Annotated in this window: 13 protein-coding genes and 1 riboswitch; of the genes, 2 read left to right on the top strand and 11 right to left on the bottom strand. The window is 68.5% G+C overall.

What is annotated here, in order from left to right; all coding sequences use genetic code 11:
* The first annotated feature begins 83 nt into the window (after positions 1-83).
* Together ACNO8X_RS15390 and ACNO8X_RS15385 are read left to right on the top strand one after the other, a co-directional pair.
* On the top strand, positions 84-2306 hold the full coding sequence (locus ACNO8X_RS15390; RefSeq protein ID WP_418001697.1) for a malate synthase G: 2223 nt from the start codon (positions 84-86) through the stop codon (positions 2304-2306).
* Between the two features lie 98 nt (positions 2307-2404).
* Entirely contained in the window at positions 2405-4501 is a 2097-nt protein-coding gene (locus ACNO8X_RS15385) for a VWA domain-containing protein (protein ID WP_418001696.1), read from the top strand.
* Between the two features lie 55 nt (positions 4502-4556).
* Here ACNO8X_RS15385 and gcvP read toward each other — a convergent pair whose 3' ends face one another.
* The 11 genes from gcvP to secA2 form a co-directional block, all read right to left on the bottom strand.
* On the bottom strand, positions 4557-7427 hold the full coding sequence (gene gcvP / locus ACNO8X_RS15380; RefSeq protein WP_418001695.1) for an aminomethyl-transferring glycine dehydrogenase: 2871 nt from the start codon (positions 7425-7427) through the stop codon (positions 4557-4559).
* Between the two features lie 159 nt (positions 7428-7586).
* Positions 7587-7684: riboswitch (glycine riboswitch) on the bottom strand.
* 124 nt (positions 7685-7808) lie between these two features.
* Positions 7809-8435: a MerR family transcriptional regulator gene (locus ACNO8X_RS15375; RefSeq protein ID WP_133762660.1), complete on the bottom strand. Its 627-nt coding sequence runs from the start codon at positions 8433-8435 to the stop codon at positions 7809-7811.
* A gap of 271 nt (positions 8436-8706) precedes the next feature.
* A complete protein-coding gene (locus ACNO8X_RS15370; protein ID WP_418001694.1) occupies positions 8707-9201 on the bottom strand; it encodes a bifunctional nuclease family protein in 495 nt (164 codons plus the stop codon).
* 52 nt (positions 9202-9253) lie between these two features.
* Entirely contained in the window at positions 9254-9961 is a 708-nt protein-coding gene (locus tag ACNO8X_RS15365) for a MerR family transcriptional regulator (protein ID WP_418005918.1), read from the bottom strand.
* Positions 9962-10010: 49 nt separating this feature from the next.
* Complete coding sequence (gene garA, locus ACNO8X_RS15360; protein WP_020100157.1) at positions 10011-10487, bottom strand: glycogen accumulation regulator GarA; 477 nt, start codon at positions 10485-10487, stop codon at positions 10011-10013.
* 199 nt (positions 10488-10686) lie between these two features.
* Positions 10687-11082 (bottom strand): glycine cleavage system protein GcvH, encoded by a 396-nt coding sequence (gcvH, locus tag ACNO8X_RS15355; protein WP_043399855.1) that lies wholly within the window; start codon positions 11080-11082, stop codon positions 10687-10689.
* Between the two features lie 60 nt (positions 11083-11142).
* Positions 11143-11934, bottom strand: coding sequence for a DUF881 domain-containing protein (locus ACNO8X_RS15350; RefSeq protein WP_418001693.1), 792 nt, complete (start codon positions 11932-11934; stop codon positions 11143-11145).
* 17 nt (positions 11935-11951) lie between these two features.
* On the bottom strand, positions 11952-12284 hold the full coding sequence (locus ACNO8X_RS15345) for a DUF1290 domain-containing protein (RefSeq protein ID WP_133762664.1): 333 nt from the start codon (positions 12282-12284) through the stop codon (positions 11952-11954).
* Positions 12285-12315: 31 nt separating this feature from the next.
* The gene (locus ACNO8X_RS15340; protein WP_418001692.1) at positions 12316-13257 is read right to left on the bottom strand and encodes a DUF881 domain-containing protein; all 942 of its coding nucleotides are present in this window, start codon (positions 13255-13257) and stop codon (positions 12316-12318) included.
* Positions 13254-13865 carry a CDP-alcohol phosphatidyltransferase family protein gene (locus ACNO8X_RS15335; protein ID WP_418001691.1) on the bottom strand — a complete coding sequence of 204 codons (612 nt, stop codon included), beginning with the start codon at positions 13863-13865 and terminating at the stop codon, positions 13254-13256. The genes ACNO8X_RS15340 and ACNO8X_RS15335 overlap by 4 nt, the downstream gene beginning before the upstream one ends.
* A 9-nt stretch (positions 13866-13874) precedes the next feature.
* Positions 13875-16220, bottom strand: a complete 2346-nt coding sequence (gene secA2 / locus ACNO8X_RS15330) for an accessory Sec system translocase SecA2 (protein WP_418001690.1) — start codon at positions 16218-16220, stop codon at positions 13875-13877.
* Between the last annotated feature and the right edge of the window lie 109 nt (positions 16221-16329).

The raw sequence follows: 16329 nt of genomic DNA, 5'->3' as shown, positions 1-16329 counted from the left end.
CAATGTCCGACACGGCGGTGAGCTGCGGTTACCCACGGGTAAAGTGGAGGGTCGCCGCGTGGGCTGCTTAGGAGGAAATACAAATGACTGATCGTGTGACGGTGGGAAATCTGCGGGTGGCCCGCGTACTGCACGACTTCATCACCAACGAGGCCCTGCCCGGCACCGGGGTTGACCCGGACAGCTTCTGGGCCGGGGTTGACAAGGTCATCACCGACCTGACCCCGAAGAACCAGGCCCTGCTGGCCCGCCGCGACGATCTGCAGGCGCAGATCGACAAGTGGCACCGGGCGCGGGTCATCGATCCGGTCGACACCGATGAGTTCAAGAACTCGTACCAGGAGTTCCTCACCGAGATCGGCTACCTGCAGCCGGAACCGGCAGAGTTCTGCATCCGGACCTCGGGCGTCGACCCGGAGATCACCAGCACCTCGGGTCCGCAGCTGGTGGTGCCGATCCTGAACGCCCGGTTCGCGCTCAACGCGGCCAACGCCCGCTGGGGCTCGCTGTACGACGCGCTGTACGGCACCGATGTCATCTCCGACGAGGACGGTGCCGAGGCCGGCAAGGGTGGCTACAACAAGGTGCGCGGCGACAAGGTGATCGCCTACGCCCGGGGCTTCCTGGACCAGGCCGTCCCGCTGGCGGCCGGCTCGTGGGCCGACATCACCGGCCTGAAGATTGATGCAGAAGATGAGGCGCACCAGCTCATCGTGGAATTTGGCGACGGGCTGTCGAGCGGGCTGGCCAGCCCCGAGGAGTTCGTCGGCTACACCGGCAAGCTCGGTGACTCGGCGTGGTCGGTGCTGCTGGTCCACCACGGCCTGCACATCGAAATCCTGGTCGACCCCGCGTCGCCGATCGGTTCGACCGACCAGGCCGGCATCAAGGACGTCGTGCTGGAGTCCGCGATCACCACGATCATGGACTTCGAGGACTCGGTCGCGGCCGTCGACGCCGACGACAAGGTGCTGGGCTACCGCAACTGGCTGGGTCTGAACCGCGGCGACCTGTCCGAGCAGGTCAGCAAGGGCGGCAAGACCTTCACCCGCACGCTGAACGCCGACCGCGTCTTCACCACCCCGGACGGCGAGGGCGAGCTGACCCTGCCGGGCCGCAGCCTGCTGTTCGTGCGCAACGTCGGCCACCTGATGACCAACGACGCCATCGTCGACGCTGACGGCAACGAAATCCCCGAGGGCATCCAGGACGCGCTGTTCACCGGCCTGATCGCCATGCACGGCCTGAAGTCGACCGAGGAGAACGGCGAGCTGACCAACAGCCGCACGGGCTCGGTCTACATCGTGAAGCCGAAGATGCACGGCCCCGAAGAGGTCGCCTTCACGTGCGAGCTCTTCAGCCGCGTCGAGGACGTCCTCGGCCTGCCCGCGGCCACCCTCAAGGTCGGCATCATGGACGAGGAGCGCCGCACCACGGTCAACCTCAACGCCTGTATCAAGGCCGCCGAGGACCGTGTGGTGTTCATCAACACCGGCTTCCTGGACCGCACGGGCGACGAGATCCACACCTCGATGGAAGCTGGCCCGATGGTCCGCAAGGGCGCCATGAAGAGCCAGACCTGGATCAAGGCCTACGAGGACGCCAACGTCGACGCCGGTCTGGCCGACGGCCTGGCCGGACGCGCCCAGATCGGTAAGGGCATGTGGGCCATGACCGATCTGATGGCCGAGATGGTCAAGCAGAAGATCTCCCAGCCGCAGGCCGGCGCCACCACCGCGTGGGTGCCGTCACCGACCGGCGCCACCCTGCACGCCATGCACTACCACCAGGTGGACGTGCGCGAGGTGCAGGAAGAGCTGGCCGGCAAGAAGCGCACCACCCGCGCCGAACTGCTGACCATCCCGCTGGCCAAGGAACTGGCCTGGGCACCCGAAGAGATCCACGAAGAGGTCGACAACAACTGCCAGTCGATCCTCGGCTACGTCGTGCGCTGGATCGACCAGGGCGTCGGCTGCTCCAAGGTGCCGGACATCCACAACATCGCCCTGATGGAGGACCGCGCCACCCTGCGCATCTCCAGCCAGCTGCTGGCCAACTGGCTGCGACACGGCGTCATCACCGAGGACGACGTCAAGGCCAGCCTGCGCCGGATGGCGGCGGTCGTCGACGAGCAGAACGCCGGCGACTCCGCGTACCTGCCGATGGCACCGGATCCGGAGGGCAGCATCGCCTTCCAGGCCGCGCAGGAGCTGATCCTCGAGGGTTGCGCCCAGCCCAACGGCTACACCGAGCCGATCCTGCATCGGCGCCGGCGGGAGTTCAAGGCCGCACACGCCGGTTCGTGAACGGTTAACTCCCCCATCATCGTTGATTAAAATTCGGCGGGCCCACGTCTTACGACGCGGGTCCGCCGATTGCACGCCGACACCAGGAGCAGACACCAATGGGTAGGCACAGAGCTCCCGACGACGAGTCACCCGACGACGAAGTCTCCGACTACGACGCGTTGTCGCCGGACATCCCGGAAACCGACGAACCCGCCACCGGCGCTCCGGGGTTCCGGGTGCCGGACGACTGGGCCGAGATGCACGGGATGCCGCCTGCTGCCACTGGGCCTGCTGCCACCCCAGCTGTGCCCGCCCCGCCCGCAGGCCCCGGCGACCGGTACGAGACCGACGAGCCCGACGCCGACTACGGCGATGCCGACTATTCGGACCAACCCGACCTCACCGGATCCGAGAGCGTCACCCAGGCATTCCCGTCCGTCCCACGCCGGGCATCGGTCCGCGCGCACAGCGGCGACTGGGAGGGTGGTGAATGGACCGGCAGCCACCGGGCCATCGCCACCAAGCGCCGCGGGGTCAGCGTCGGCGTCATCGCCGCCCTGGTGACCGTCGTGGTCGTGGTCGCCGCGGTGATCCTCTGGCGTTTCTTCGGCAGCGTGCTGTCCGACCGCAGCCGGGAGGCTTCGGCGCGGTGCGTGTCCGGCTCGGTCAGCGTGCCCGTCATGGCCGACCCGTCGATCTCCGATCAGCTCAACTCGCTGGCCGGCAAGTACAACCAGTCCGCCGCACCCGTCGGCGACAAGTGCGTCAAGGTCGAGGTCAAGGCGACCGATCCGACCGCGGTCGTCGACGGTGTGGTCAACAAGTGGCCGTCGAACCTGGGACCGCGCCCGGCCTTGTGGGTTCCGGCCAGTTCGGTGTCAGCGGCCCGGCTGGTGGCCGGTGCCGGTGACCAGGCGATCAGCGGTGAGGCGAAGTCGCTGGCGACGTCACCAGTGCTGGTGGCCGTCCGGCCGCAGCTCAAAGATGCGCTGGCCCAACAGAACTGGGGCACCCTGCCCACGCTGCAGACGACGCCGACGGCGTTGGACGGCCTGAGCCTGCCGGGCTGGGGCTCGCTGCGACTGGCCCTGCCGACCGTCGACAACAGTGACGCGGCCTACCTGGCGGCCGAGGCCGTCGCCTCTGCCGCAGCCAATGGCGCGCCGGCGAATGCCGGTGCGGGCGCCGTGCACCGGTTGATGGCCGCGCAGCCGAAGCTCTCCGATCCCAAGGTCTCGACGGCGCTCGACGCGCTGATCTCCGCGAGCGACCCGGCCACCGCGCCGGTGCACGCGGTGGTCACCACCGAACAGCAGCTCTACCAGCGGTCGCAACACACAGACAACGCCAAGGGCAAGTTGGCGGCCTGGCTGCCGCCCGGCGCACCGGCGGTCGCCGACTACCCGGCCGTGCTGCTCGCCGGCGAGGGTCTGTCGCACGAAGAGGTCACCGCGGCGAGCGAATTCGAGCGCTTCCTGCGCAAGCCCGAGCAGCTCGCCGAGCTGTCGAAGGCCGGCTTCCGCGTCGACGGTGGCGATCCCCCGAAGAACGATGTGGTGAGCGTCGGCGCGCTGCCCGACGCCCTCGCGATCGGCGATACCAACACCCGCGCCACGCTGGCCAACGCTGTCGGTGGCACGTCGAAGAGCGCCGCAGTGACGATCTTGCTGGATCAGTCGATGCCGATCAGCGACGGCGCCAAGACGCGGCTGGGCAACGTGACCACCGCGCTGATGGACCGGCTCAAGACGATGTCGCCGAACAGCTCGGTGGGTCTGTGGACGTTCGACGGTGTGGCGGGCCGCAACGAGATTCCGGTGGCCCCGCTCAGCGACCAGGCGCACGCGACGCAGCTGATCTCGAACCTGAACAACCAGAGTTCCTCGGGCGGCGGTCACGTCTCGTTCACGACGCTGCGCATGCTCTACGGCGACGCGATGTCGAAATATGTCGAGGGACAGCCCAATTCGATCCTGGTGATCACCTCCGGCCCGCACACCGACCAGTCGCTGGACGGTCAGGGCCTGCAGGACTACATCAAGTCGGCGTTCGACGCTGGCCGCCCGGTGGCGATCAACGTCATCGACATCGGCACCGACTCGGACGGCTCGACCTGGCAGGCCGTCTCGCAGATCACCGGTGGCACGTACACCGGCGTGCCCACCTCCGCGGCTCCCGAACTGGCCAACGCGGTCGCCGCCGCCCTGCCGTAGTTTCCGACGTAAAAGGGCCGGGTCTGCACAGACCCGGCCCTTTTACGTTGCGCGATCAGGCAAACGCCTCGATCGGCGGGCAGGAGCACACCAGGTTGCGGTCGCCGAACGCGCCGTCGATGCGCCGGACCGGCGGCCACACCTTGGGGCGGAAGCCCTTGCCCAGCGGGTAGGCGGCATGTTCGCGGGTGTACGGGTGCTTCCACTCGTCGACCAGCAGGCACTCGGCGGTGTGCGGCGCGTTGTGCAGCGGGTTGTCGTCCGCCGGCCACTCACCGGAGCCGACCTGGTCGATCTCGGCCTTGATCGCGATCATCGCGGCGATGAAGGCGTCGACCTCGGTGAGGCTCTCGCTCTCGGTGGGCTCGACCATCAACGTGCCGGCCACCGGGAAGCTCATGGTCGGCGCGTGGAAACCGTAGTCCGCCAAGCGCTTTGCCACATCGTCGACGGTGACGCCGGTGGCCTTGGTGATGGCCCGCAGGTCCAGGATGCACTCGTGCGCGACCATGCCGTTCTCGCCCGTGTACAGCACCGGGTAGTGCTCATCGAGGCGGCGGGCGATGTAGTTGGCCGACGCGATCGCCGTCAGCGTCGCGGCCCGCAGACCGGCCGCGCCCATCATCCGGATGTACGCCCAGGTGATCGGCAGGATGGACGCCGAGCCGTACGGGGCTGCCGACACGGTGTGATCGTCGGCGAGCTCGGCGGCCAGCGGGTGGCCGGGCAGGTACGGCGCGAGATGCGAGCGGACCGCCACCGGGCCGACGCCCGGACCGCCGCCGCCGTGCGGGATACAGAAGGTCTTGTGCAGGTTCAGGTGGCTGACGTCGCCGCCGAACTTGCCGGGGCGGGCCAGGCCGACGATCGCGTTGAGGTTGGCGCCGTCGACGTAGACCTGGCCGCCGGCGTCGTGCACCGCGGCGCAGATGTCGGCGACGTCGTGCTCGTACACGCCGTGCGTGGACGGGTAGGTGATCATCAGCGCGGCCAGGTCTCCGGCGTGCTCGGCGACCTTGGCGCGCAGGTCGTCCAGGTCGACGTCGCCGTTCTCGCGGCACGCCACGACCACGACCTTCATGCCGACCATGGCGGCCGACGCGGCGTTGGTACCGTGCGCGCTGGACGGGATGAGGCAGATGTTGCGCCCGGCTTCCCCGCGGGCCTCGTGGTAGGCGCGGATGGCCAGCAGACCGGCGTACTCCCCCTGCGATCCGGCGTTGGGCTGCAGCGAGACCGAGTCATAGCCGGTGATGCTCACCAGCCAGGACTCGACGTCGGCGATCAGCTTGCGCAGGCCCGGCGTGTCCGACGCCGGGGCGAACGGATGCTGCTGGGCGAACTCGGTCCAGGTGATGGGCTCCATCTCGGCGGCCGCGTTGAGCTTCATGGTGCACGAGCCCAGCGGGATCATGCTGCGGTCCAGCGCGATGTCCTTGTCGGCCAGCGAGCGCAGGTAGCGCATCATCTCGGTCTCGGTGCGGTACCGCGAGAACGCCGGGTGGGTGAGGAATTCAGAAGTGCGGGTGTGGATTTCGGGGCCGGCCCAGTGGTGGCCGCCGCGGGTCGCGCCGAACGCGGCGAGCACCGCGTCGACGTGATCGGCGGTGGTCGCCTCATCGCAGGACACCGAGATGTGGTCGGCGTCGACCAGCCAGACGTTGATGCCGCGCTCCTTGGCGGCCGCCTGCACCTGCTCGGCCCGGCCCGGCACCTTGGCCAGGACGGTGTCGAAGAAGGCGCCGTGCACGACCTCGACGCCGGCCTCCTTCAGGCCCATCGCCACAGCCAGCGCGTGGCCGTGCACCCGGTGCGCGATGGCGGTCAGCCCGCGCGGGCCGTGGTAGCTGGCGTACATCGCGGCGATCACCGCGAGTAGGACCTGGGCGGTACAGATGTTGCTGGTGGCCCGGTCCCGGCGGATGTGCTGTTCCCGGGTCTGCAGGCTCAACCGGTAGGCCCTGGCACCGTCGGCGTCGACCGAGACGCCGACCAGACGGCCCGGCAGCTGGCGGGCGTGTTTGCCGTGCACGGCCAGGTAACCGGCGTGCGGCCCGCCGAATCCCATTGGCACACCGAAACGTTGCGTGGTGCCGAAGGCGACGTCGGCCCCGATCTCACCGGGCGGGGTGACGATCGTCATCGCCAGTAGGTCCGCGCCGAGGGCGACCAGCGCGCCGCGCTCGTGGGCCTGCGTGATCAGCGCGGACCAATCGTTGACCGCACCGCTGGCACCCGGCACCTGGGCGATGACGCCGAAGAACTCGCCCTCGGGCAGGCCGTCGCGCAGGTCGGCGGTGACGATCTCGATGTTCAGCGGCTCGGCGCGGGTGGCCAGCACGGCGGCGGTCTGCGGGTAGACGTCGACGTCGACGGCCAGGCGGCGGCAGTCGCCCTTGACGGCGCGGTGCATCAGCGTCATGGCCTCGGCCGCGGCGGTGGCCTCGTCGAGCATCGACGCGTTGGCGATCTCCATGCCGGTCAGGTCGGTGACCATGGTCTGGAAGTTGAGCAGGGCCTCGAGACGGCCCTGGCTGATCTCCGGCTGGTACGGCGTGTAGGCCGTGTACCAGGCCGGGTTCTCGAGAATGTTGCGGCGCAGCACCGCCGGGGTCAGGGTGTCGAAGTAGCCCTGCCCGATCATCGACACCGCGACGGTGTTGGTGTCGGCCAGTGCACGCAACTCGGCCAGCGACTGCTCTTCGGTGGCCGGGGCCTTCAGCTCGTCGAGGCCGGGAGCCAGTCCGACGCCCGACAGCGCGTCGAGAATGCCCGCGGGCAGTGCCTTGGCGGCGAGCTCTTCCAGGGAGTCGACGCCGATGACCCCGAGCATGGTGGACACCGCGTCGGCGTCCGGACCGATGTGCCGGTCGACGAAGCGAAGCTGGTGGTGCTCAGCAGAGGAACGAGACGTGCTGTCGGTCATGACGGCCTCTCCAGACGTTCAGGCTCGGGGCAGGCATGCCACGGAACCGCTTGCGGTTCCTCCCCCTCTGTCGTCGGTGCCTGAGAGATTCGGCCCGACAATGGTCGGCCTTTCCCCATGGGCGGGCGAGGCACAGCTCGCCGCTTTCCAGAGGCATCGGGCTCCGGCGCGGTCCGGGGGCCTGAGAGGTTGATGGAGAGGTATTGCTCCTTCGGCGTCCATGGCTGGCGGCCACAGAACTCTCCCGCGTCGGGACGATGCGCGCGCCAGTCTACCGGTGGTTCGCCACGGGCCGCTCATAGTCCCCCAGCGGGGGTGCCCCCAAGCAAACTGCCCCTCTCCATGGGAAAGGGGCAGTTGGATGTCTCTTGGTGAGTGGCCTCAGCCGATCTTGCGGTCGCGCTGCTTGCGCCGGGATGCCAGCTCGTCCTCGGGTGCGGCGATGGACTCGCCGCCGTCGGCCCGCTCGCCCGGGAAGTCGGCGATGGCGCCGGTCAGCTCGCGCATGGCGCCCGAGACCGCGATGCCGAACACGCCCTGACCGCCCTGCAGCAGGTCGACGACCTCTTCGGCGGACGTGCACTCGTACACCGTGGTGCCGTCGGAGAACAGCGTGATGTTGGCCAGGTCGTGGACCCCGCGCTGGCGCAGGTGATCGACCGCGACGCGGATGTTGTGCAGCGATATGCCGGTGTCGAGCAGGCGCTTGACGATCTTGAGGACCAGGATGTCCTTGAACGAGTACAGGCGCTGGCTGCCGGAGCCGGCCGCGCCGCGGATCGACGGGACGACCAGCGAGGTGCGCGCCCAATAGTCGAGCTGGCGGTAGGTGATGCCGGCGATCTGGCAGGCGCTCGGCCCGCGGTAGCCGACCAGTTCGTCGGGCACGGATTCATCAGGGAACAGGCCTGCCTGCACCGGCATCGGAGCCGGCTTCGGGGCGGCCTGCTCAGGCGCGCCGTTGGTCGTCAGGTCCAACTGCTCTTGACGTGGCGTGTCGTCGCCCACTGCCTGGTCCTCTCGCCGATCGAACTATCCCTGCCTGGCGGCCATTGCTGCTCGGCGGGCATGTCCGCTGCTCGAATGTGTCGAGCATACGCTTCCCGCCGGGCCACTTCAGCCCATCGGCGGCGAGCCGCCGATCAGACTGTTGCCAGAACGAGGAAAGTATGTGGCGCGGATTCGTCGAATCTGCAAACGGCGCACCGCGTGTCGACGCCTGCTGACCTAACTGAGATGCATCCGTGACAACGCCCCGATGGACGTCCCCCCGGACTGGTCAGGTGGCCTTGAAATCGTCCGGCGAAATACTGTCGAGGAACTCCTTGAACTTCTCGACCTCGTCCTCGCGCACCGGCCCCGACGGCTCCTCGTCGGTCTCGTCCGGGATCAACAGACCCGCTTCGGCCAGCACCGCTTCCTCGACGTAGATCGGCACGCCCATCCGCAGCGCGATGGCCACCGAGTCCGACGGCCGCGCCGACACCGTGATGTCGCGGTCGAACACCAGGTCGGCGTAGAAGGTGCCTTCCTGCAGATCCACGATGCGCACCTCGCGCAGTGAATGACCTAGCGCGGCAATCAGATCCCGAATCAGGTCGTGCGTGAGGGGACGAGCCGGCGAGACGCCCTGCTGTTCCAGCGCGATGGCCGCAGCCTCGGACTGCCCGATCCAGATCGGCAGGTACCGGTCACCGTCTGATTCGCGGAGCAACAGCACGGGTTGGTTCTGTGGCTGCTCCACCCGAATGCCGACCACACGAACCTCGCCCATCTGCGTCTGCCCTCCGCAATCCGTGTGCCATCAACGAATTCGAGTCTAGTCCTCAGCGATCGAGAACGTCGCGCACCGCAGACTTGATCAGCGAGGTGTGCAGCGTGATGGCGAGCGCCGCGACCTCGCGGGCCAGTTCGTCGGCCCGGTCGCGGGCCCCGGCGTTGCCGGCTTTGCCGATGGGCCCGGCGATCTGGGCGATGAGGTCCGACTGCCGGTCGGCCGCGGAGCGGAAGGCCCGCAGGTGCCGCGGCTCGACGCCGTAATCACCCAGCGCGTGGGCGCATTGAGCGATGACCACGGCGTGTTCGTCGAAGAACCCCGCCGGGCCGGGAATGATCACGCCGCTCTTGACCAGCGCGGCGAGCAGCTCCGACTTGATGCCGGAGCGCTGCAGCAAATCCTCGCGGCTGAGCCGGACCTGGGCAGGCGCTACCTCATCAGGATGGCCCGGGCCTCCGCCATCGACGTCAAGATCGGGCACCAATTTCGGTACGCCGTAAGCGGATCCGTTCGACGGCAGCGCGCCGTCGGCCTGGGCATCCAGCTGGGCCTTGATGACTTTCAGCGGCAGGTACTGATCGCGCTGCGCGGACAGGATGAACCGCAGCCGCGCGCAGTCATAGGCCGTGAAACGACGGTAGCCCGACCCAGTGCGTTCGGGCGTGACCAGACCTTGTTCCTCCAGGAACCGGATCTTGGAAATCGTCACATCCGGGAAGTCTGGTCGGAGCAGATCGAACACTGCTCCGATCGACATCCCGGCCACTGCACTGCGGTCGGGCTGTGTCACGGACTGACCGCCGGCTCTAACCAGCCGAGCTGTCGTCGGTCTTGGGGCCGGTCAGGAACACCAGGCGGAACTTGCCGATCTGGACCTCGTCCCCGTTGGCCAGCACCGCCGAGTCGACGGGCTCGCGGTTGACGTAGGTGCCGTTGAGGCTGCCGACGTCGACCACCTGGAATTCACCGGACTCGAGCCGGAACTCGGCGTGCCGGCGGCTCACCGTCACGTCGTCGAGGAAGATGTCGCTGTCCGGGTGACGTCCCGCCGAGGTACTCGGCTGATCCAGCAGGAACCGCGAGCCGGCGTTCGGCCCGCGCTTGACCACCAGGAGGGCCGAGCCCACCGGCAGTCCTTCAACTCCGGAGACGGCACTGGTGCCGCTCGTCGAAGCCGGGGCGTCGAGCTCATTGAGGAAGTCCGCACGGAAGACCGATGTGGTCTCCACCGTTGCCTCCTCGGACCCGAAATCAGTCCCCGAACCGCTGTCGTTATCCGTCACGCGCTGCTCCTCTACTGGCTGCTGTGGCGCTCTCTTGCACGACCAGCCGGCAGTCCTGCCAGCAGTCATCGATGTCGCATACGTCCCACTATTGACCGTACCGCGCGGCGCGGGCGAGTGTGCCCGCCACCGCCGGATCCGCCGAGCCGACTTTGGTGTCGCCGCGGCCGAACCGGACCGCAGCACCCTAACAAAGGCGTTACTCGTCCAGGGTCGCCCGGTAGCCGTCAGCGTCGAGCAGACCCGCGAGCTGGCTGTCCAGTTCGGCCGCGTCGGCCTGCAGTTCGATCAGCCAGCCGGCGTCGTAGGGATCGGAGTTGACCAGGTCGGGCGAGCCTTCCAGATCACCGTTGACCGCAACGATTTTCGCGGCGATCGGGGCGTACAGCTCCGAGGTCGTCTTGGGCGATTCGACCTCACCGAACACGTCGCCGGAGGCCAAGGTGGTACCGACCTCGGGCAGATCGACATAGACCACGTCACCCAGCGCGCCCTGCGCGAAATCGGTGATTCCGACGCGCACGGTGCCCTCGCCGGTGCGGCGCACCCATTCGTGCTCGGTGGTGTACAGCAGATCGGCTGGCGTTTCGCTCACGACGCTCCTTGAGTGTTGGTGGGGTACATAGGATACGGCTCGATTACCGGGGCCCGGCGGCTACTTGACCGGCTGAGCGTATTGGCGCGGTTTTGCCTGCCGCAAGGCAGTGACGTCAATCGTGTCGGCCTGTTGCACGGTCATTGTGCCGCCAACCCGCTTGACACTGTCCATCGCCCCGCCGGGGATGTTCATCGCGGCCGCCAGGGTCGGCGGATCACCAATGGCGAGAATCGAATAGGGCGGGTTCATGGTCACGTTGTCGACCACCAGCGCGCCTGCGGCACCGGTCACCCAGGTATCGACCCCGACCCGAACCGCGGTCTGCTGATCGCCCCGTCCGGACCGGATCTCCAAGGCCTCGGCGCCGGCCGCGCGCAGCTCATTGATCACGTCGAGCAAGGTCTCCGGCGACACGCCGGGAGCGATGTCCTCGATGGTGATGGTGACGCCGGGGCCGGTGGCCGCGACCGTCCCGATCAGGATCGACAGGGCACGCAACCGAGCCTGCGCGTTCTCGATGGCGGCCTGGTCGCTGTTGCCCGACGCCTGCAACGCCGACAGCGTCTTTTGCAGGTCGGCCACCTCGGTGTTGAGGGCGGCCTCGCGCTGCTGCAGCGAGTCGAGCAGCACCAGCAGGTCGGCCGGCCGGGCGGTGTCCAGTGCGTCACCCGATTCGGTCTGGCGCACCTGCGTCGCGATCGCCACGCCGAGCAACACGCAGAGCAGGACAGCCAGCGCACCGAACATCAGTTGGGACCGGGTGCGCGGCAGCCGCGCCGGGACACCGTCGGGCAGCTCATGCCGGCCGTGGTGTTCGGTTTCGCCCGTGTGCTGTTCGTCGTCAGCCATGCCGTGCCGCCGTCACGTCACGCCCCGAACAACCGGCGGCGCAGGGCCGCCGCGTTCCCGAAGATCCGGATACCGAGCACCACGATGATCGCGGTGGTCAGCTGCGTGCCCACACCCAGCTGGTCGCCGACGTAGACGATCACCGCGGCGACCAAGACGTTGAAGACGAACGAGATGACGAAGACCTTGGCATCGAAGATGCTCTCCAGGTACGCCCGCAGTCCCCCGAACACCGCGTCCAGCGCCGCGACGACGGCGATCGGCAGGTATGGCTGGACCGCTTCGGGCACGCTGGGGTGGAAGATCAACCCCAGCACGATGCCGACCACCAGTGCCGCGATCCCGATCATGTGCGCATGCCCAATCTCAATTCGGCCCCAATCACTTTGGCCCACTTTGCCTGGCGAAGTTGACATCTCGTACTGATGCGGCCGACACCGTCAGCCGGTCCCGAGTCTGCACGCTGATGCCCACCCCGTACGACGCGGCGAGCAGCGTCAGCCGCTGCATGGCGGGAGTGTGCTCGAACACCTCCTGCATGGCGTGGGGCGGCCCGATGGCGACGACCACATAGGGGCTGGCCACCGGCTGGTTGTCGACGAGGATGCCGCCGCCGGCCTGCCGCATCGTCACGTTCGGCCCGATCCGCACGCCGCCGACGGACACCGCCTCGGCACCGGCCGCCCACAACGAGTTGACGGTCAGTTGCAGGTCGCGGTCCAGGATGGTCTGCGGGCTGCCGGCAACCCGCTGTTTCGACACGTCGGACAGGTTGGGGCTCGGCGGGGGTTCGGTGACGGTGACGGTCAGGCCCGGGCCGGTCACGGCGGTCACGCCGGCACCGAACTCGGCCTGCTCCAGGGCGGCCAGCAGTTCGCGGCCCTGCGCGTCGCCGGCCAACCGGCTGCGGCGCGCGGCCTCCACCTGACCGGCCAGGGCGTCGCGGGTGGCGGTGCTGTCGCGGGTCCGCCCTTCGGCGGTGCGCGCGTTGGCGGACAGCACATGTTGGGTCTGGGTGGTCGCCGGTGCCATCGACACCGCGTGCTGCGCCGCCGTCCCGAACACCACCGACACCGCGGCGACGCCGACCAGCAGCCAGGCGCCGTCGGCGAGGAGGGAGCGTGTCCGTCGGGCACTGTCGCCGGACGCCTGGCGGCGCTCCGCCGCAGCGGCATAACCGGGGTCCAGATGGTCGGTGAGCAGCGAGCGCAGCAGCGACGGCACCGGAATCCGGACCGGCTCGTCGGCGACGTGACTGTTCCGGCCGGCTTCCGGCCGGTAGCCGCCCAGCGCCCGGTCCCGGGGTGTCCCGGCTTCCGTCACGCCGCAGACCTCGCGACCGGCGGCATTTCCCGCAGCACCATGGTCACCTGGATCAGATACAGCACGGCGGACCACAGATACATGGCCATGCCCCAGACGAGGAACGCCCAGCCGCAGGCCAGCACCACCCGGCTCCAGGCGTCCGGCCACTGTCCCAGCAGCACCAGCGGGAATCCGGACATCAGCGCGAACGTTGCGGCCTTGCCGATGTAGGTCACCGGCAGCGCGGTCAAACCTCGGCTACGTACCAGCGGCAGAGTGGCCGCCAGCACCAGGTCGCGGCCGATCAGGGTCAGCACGATCCACCACGGGACGACGTGCGCGATCGCCAGCGCGACCGGCACGATCAGCATGTAGATCCGGTCGACCAGCGGGTCCAGCAGTTCACCCAGCCGCGACGACTGGTTCGGCACCAGGCGCGCGATCTTGCCGTCCGCCCAGTCCGAGAAGCCGCTGAACATCAGGATCGCGACGGCCCAGCCGTTGGCGTGCACCGACAACAGCAGGTAGAGGAACACCGGGACCAGCAGCAACCGCAACGCGCTCAGCGCGTTGGGAATCGTCAGCACCCGGTCGCTCGAATCGGCTTCCGGGCCACTGGTGCTCATGGGCTAAACCTAACGGAACACCCCGGGCAGGCTCAGCGCTGCCATCGTGTCGTCGGCCAGCGGGTTGTCGTGAATCATGTACGTCCACGTCGATGTCGGGCGGGCCAGCTTCGACAGATCCAGGCCGGGCTCGTCCTCCAGCACGTTGGCGGTCTCGAAGGTCTGCTGCGCGGCTTCGATGGCGTCGGCCGCCAGCGATGCGAACGCGTCGACCGCCATGCGGTGGAACTCGTCGAGCGGGTCCTGACGTCCCAGCGCCCGCAGGTGGATGCTCTCGCGGATGTCGGACAGGTAGGCCAGGTGGTCGGCCCAGCCGCGGTCCAGGTGGTACAGCATGATCATCCGGCAGATGCGCTCGAGTTCGTCCTCGCCGACCTCGTCGGCGAGTTCCTGGTACCGGTCCGGCGTCAGCTCCTTGAGCTCGTCGCGCGCGGTCGTGGTGCGCAGCAATGTCTCTCGGCGTTCGACGATGATCGCGCGCTGCTGCGCGGTGAGCTGGTTGTAGCGCCAGGTGTTGGCGTGCACGTCCAGCAGCCGGCCCTCGGCGACGCGCTGGGCGTGCTCGAGCATCTGGCCGGCCCGGTCGCTGACGATCCGGCCGTCCTCGTCGGTCTGCGTCGGCAGTTTCTCGGGCTCCAGGTGCGAGACGACGACGTCGTCCTCCCAGCTGGAGAAGAACACCGACGAGCCGGGGTCGCCCTGGCGGCCGGCGCGACCGCGCAGCTGGTTGTCGAGGCGTTCGGTGTGGTGCCGGCCGGTGCCGATGACGTGCAGGCCACCGAGTTCGGCGACGGCGTCGTGGTCGGCTTCGTCCGATCCGCCGAGGCGGATGTCGGTGCCGCGGCCGGCCATCTGGGTGGAGACGGTGACGGTGGCGAGCTTGCCCGCCTCGGCGATGACGGCGGCTTCTTCCTCGTCGTTCTTGGCGTTGAGCACGACGGCGGGCACCCCGGCCTTGACCAGTTTCGCGTGCAGCTCTTCGGATTCGGCGACGTCGCGGGTGCCGACGAGCACCGGCTGGCCGGTCTCGTGGATCTGCTGGATGTGCTCGATGACGGCCTGGTTCTTGGCGGCCGCGGTGATGTAGACGCGGTCGGCCTCGTCTTCGCGGATGTTCGGCGTGTTCGGCGGAATGGGCGACACCCCGAGCCGGTAGAACTGGCGCAGCTGCTCACCGGCGGCCAGCGCCGTACCGGTCATGCCGCACACCGTCGGGTAGCGGCCGATGAGGGCCTGGACGGTGATGGTGTCGAGGACCTCGCCGGTCTCGGTGGTCTCGATGCCTTCCTTGGCCTCGACCGCGGCCTGCAGGCCGTCGGGCCAGCGCTGCAGCGACGCGATGCGGCCGCGGGAGGCGTTGATGAGGTGAACGGCGTTGTCCCGCACGATGTAGTGCACGTCGCGCTGCAGCAGCACATGCGCGTGCAGCGCCACATTGACCTCGGTCAGCGTCGTGCCGATGTGCTCCTCGGCGTACAGATCGATGCCGCCGAGGGCCTTCTCGAGCTTGCGCGCGCCCGCGTCGGTCAGGTGCACGTTGCGACGGTCGGCGTCGGTGTCGTAGTACTGCAGCGAGTCATCAACCCGTTGGGCCGCGGTTACCTCGCCGACCAGCCGGATGATCTCCATGCGCGGTGTCTCGCGGTGCGTGGTCCCGGCGAGCACCAGCGGCACCAGCGCCTCGTCGACCAGCACGGAGTCGGCCTCGTCGATCAGCGCGACGTCGGGCCGCGGCGACACCAGGTCGTCGACGTGGGTGACCAACTGGTCGCGCAGTACGTCGAACCCGATCTCGTTGACCGAGGCGTAGGTGACGTCGCATTCGTAGGCGGCGCGCCGTTCGTCGGCCGTCGACTCGGCGGTGATCCAGCCGACCGTCAGGCCCATGGCCGCGAGCAGCGGCCCCATCCACTCGGCGTCGCGGCGCGCCAGGTAGTCGTTGACCGAGATGACGTGCACGTGCCGTCCGGCCAGCGCGTAACCGGCCGCGGCGATCGCGCCGGCCAGTGTCTTGCCCTCACCGGTGGCCATCTCGACGACGTCACCGGCCATCATGCGCAGCGCGCCCAGCAGCTGTACATCAAAGGGACGGAGTGCGGTCGTCCTGTCCGCCGCCTCGCGGGCGATGGCCAGGAACTGCGGGATGTCGGCGGAATCGGCGAGCGCGGACAGGTCCAGCAGCTTGGCCGCCTTGGTGATCTGCTCGTCGTCCAGACCCGCGGCCTTGTCGTCGAATTCCGCCGACGCCCGAACGTGATCCATGGATCGGTTCTGGTTCTTGTCGGTGGAGGCACCGAGCAACTTCCAGAACTTGCTGCTCAGTCGGCCCGATTTCGCGGTGCTGGTTTTCGCCACAGGTCAAAGGTACCGGGCCGGTCCGTCGGCACTTCCTCAACCATCCACCTCTTGGGCACGGTCCGCGCCTGTCGCGGCGCGCGTGTCAATAGAGCACGGGTACCTTGCG

Source organism: Mycobacterium sp. PDNC021 (assembly GCF_048282635.1).
Lineage (GTDB): Bacteria > Actinomycetota > Actinomycetes > Mycobacteriales > Mycobacteriaceae > Mycobacterium > Mycobacterium llatzerense.
Note: the sequence above shows the minus strand (reverse complement) of the source record. Positions and strands in the feature narration are given on the sequence as shown.

Bases quoted from the DNA above. Each gene is read 5' to 3' on its own strand.
- ACNO8X_RS15390 (WP_418001697.1), top strand. From the start codon at position 84: ATGACTGATCGTGTGACGGTGGGAAATCTGCGGGTGGCCCGCGTACTG.
- ACNO8X_RS15385 (WP_418001696.1), top strand. From the start codon at position 2,405: ATGGGTAGGCACAGAGCTCCCGACGACGAGTCACCCGACGACGAAGTC.
- gcvP (WP_418001695.1), bottom strand. From the start codon at position 7,427: ATGACCGACAGCACGTCTCGTTCCTCTGCTGAGCACCACCAGCTTCGC.
- ACNO8X_RS15370 (WP_418001694.1), bottom strand. From the start codon at position 9,201: ATGGGCGAGGTTCGTGTGGTCGGCATTCGGGTGGAGCAGCCACAGAAC.
- ACNO8X_RS15365 (WP_418005918.1), bottom strand. From the start codon at position 9,961: ATGTCGATCGGAGCAGTGTTCGATCTGCTCCGACCAGACTTCCCGGAT.
- ACNO8X_RS15350 (WP_418001693.1), bottom strand. From the start codon at position 11,934: ATGGCTGACGACGAACAGCACACGGGCGAAACCGAACACCACGGCCGG.
- ACNO8X_RS15345 (WP_133762664.1), bottom strand. From the start codon at position 12,284: ATGATCGGGATCGCGGCACTGGTGGTCGGCATCGTGCTGGGGTTGATC.
- ACNO8X_RS15335 (WP_418001691.1), bottom strand. From the start codon at position 13,865: ATGAGCACCAGTGGCCCGGAAGCCGATTCGAGCGACCGGGTGCTGACG.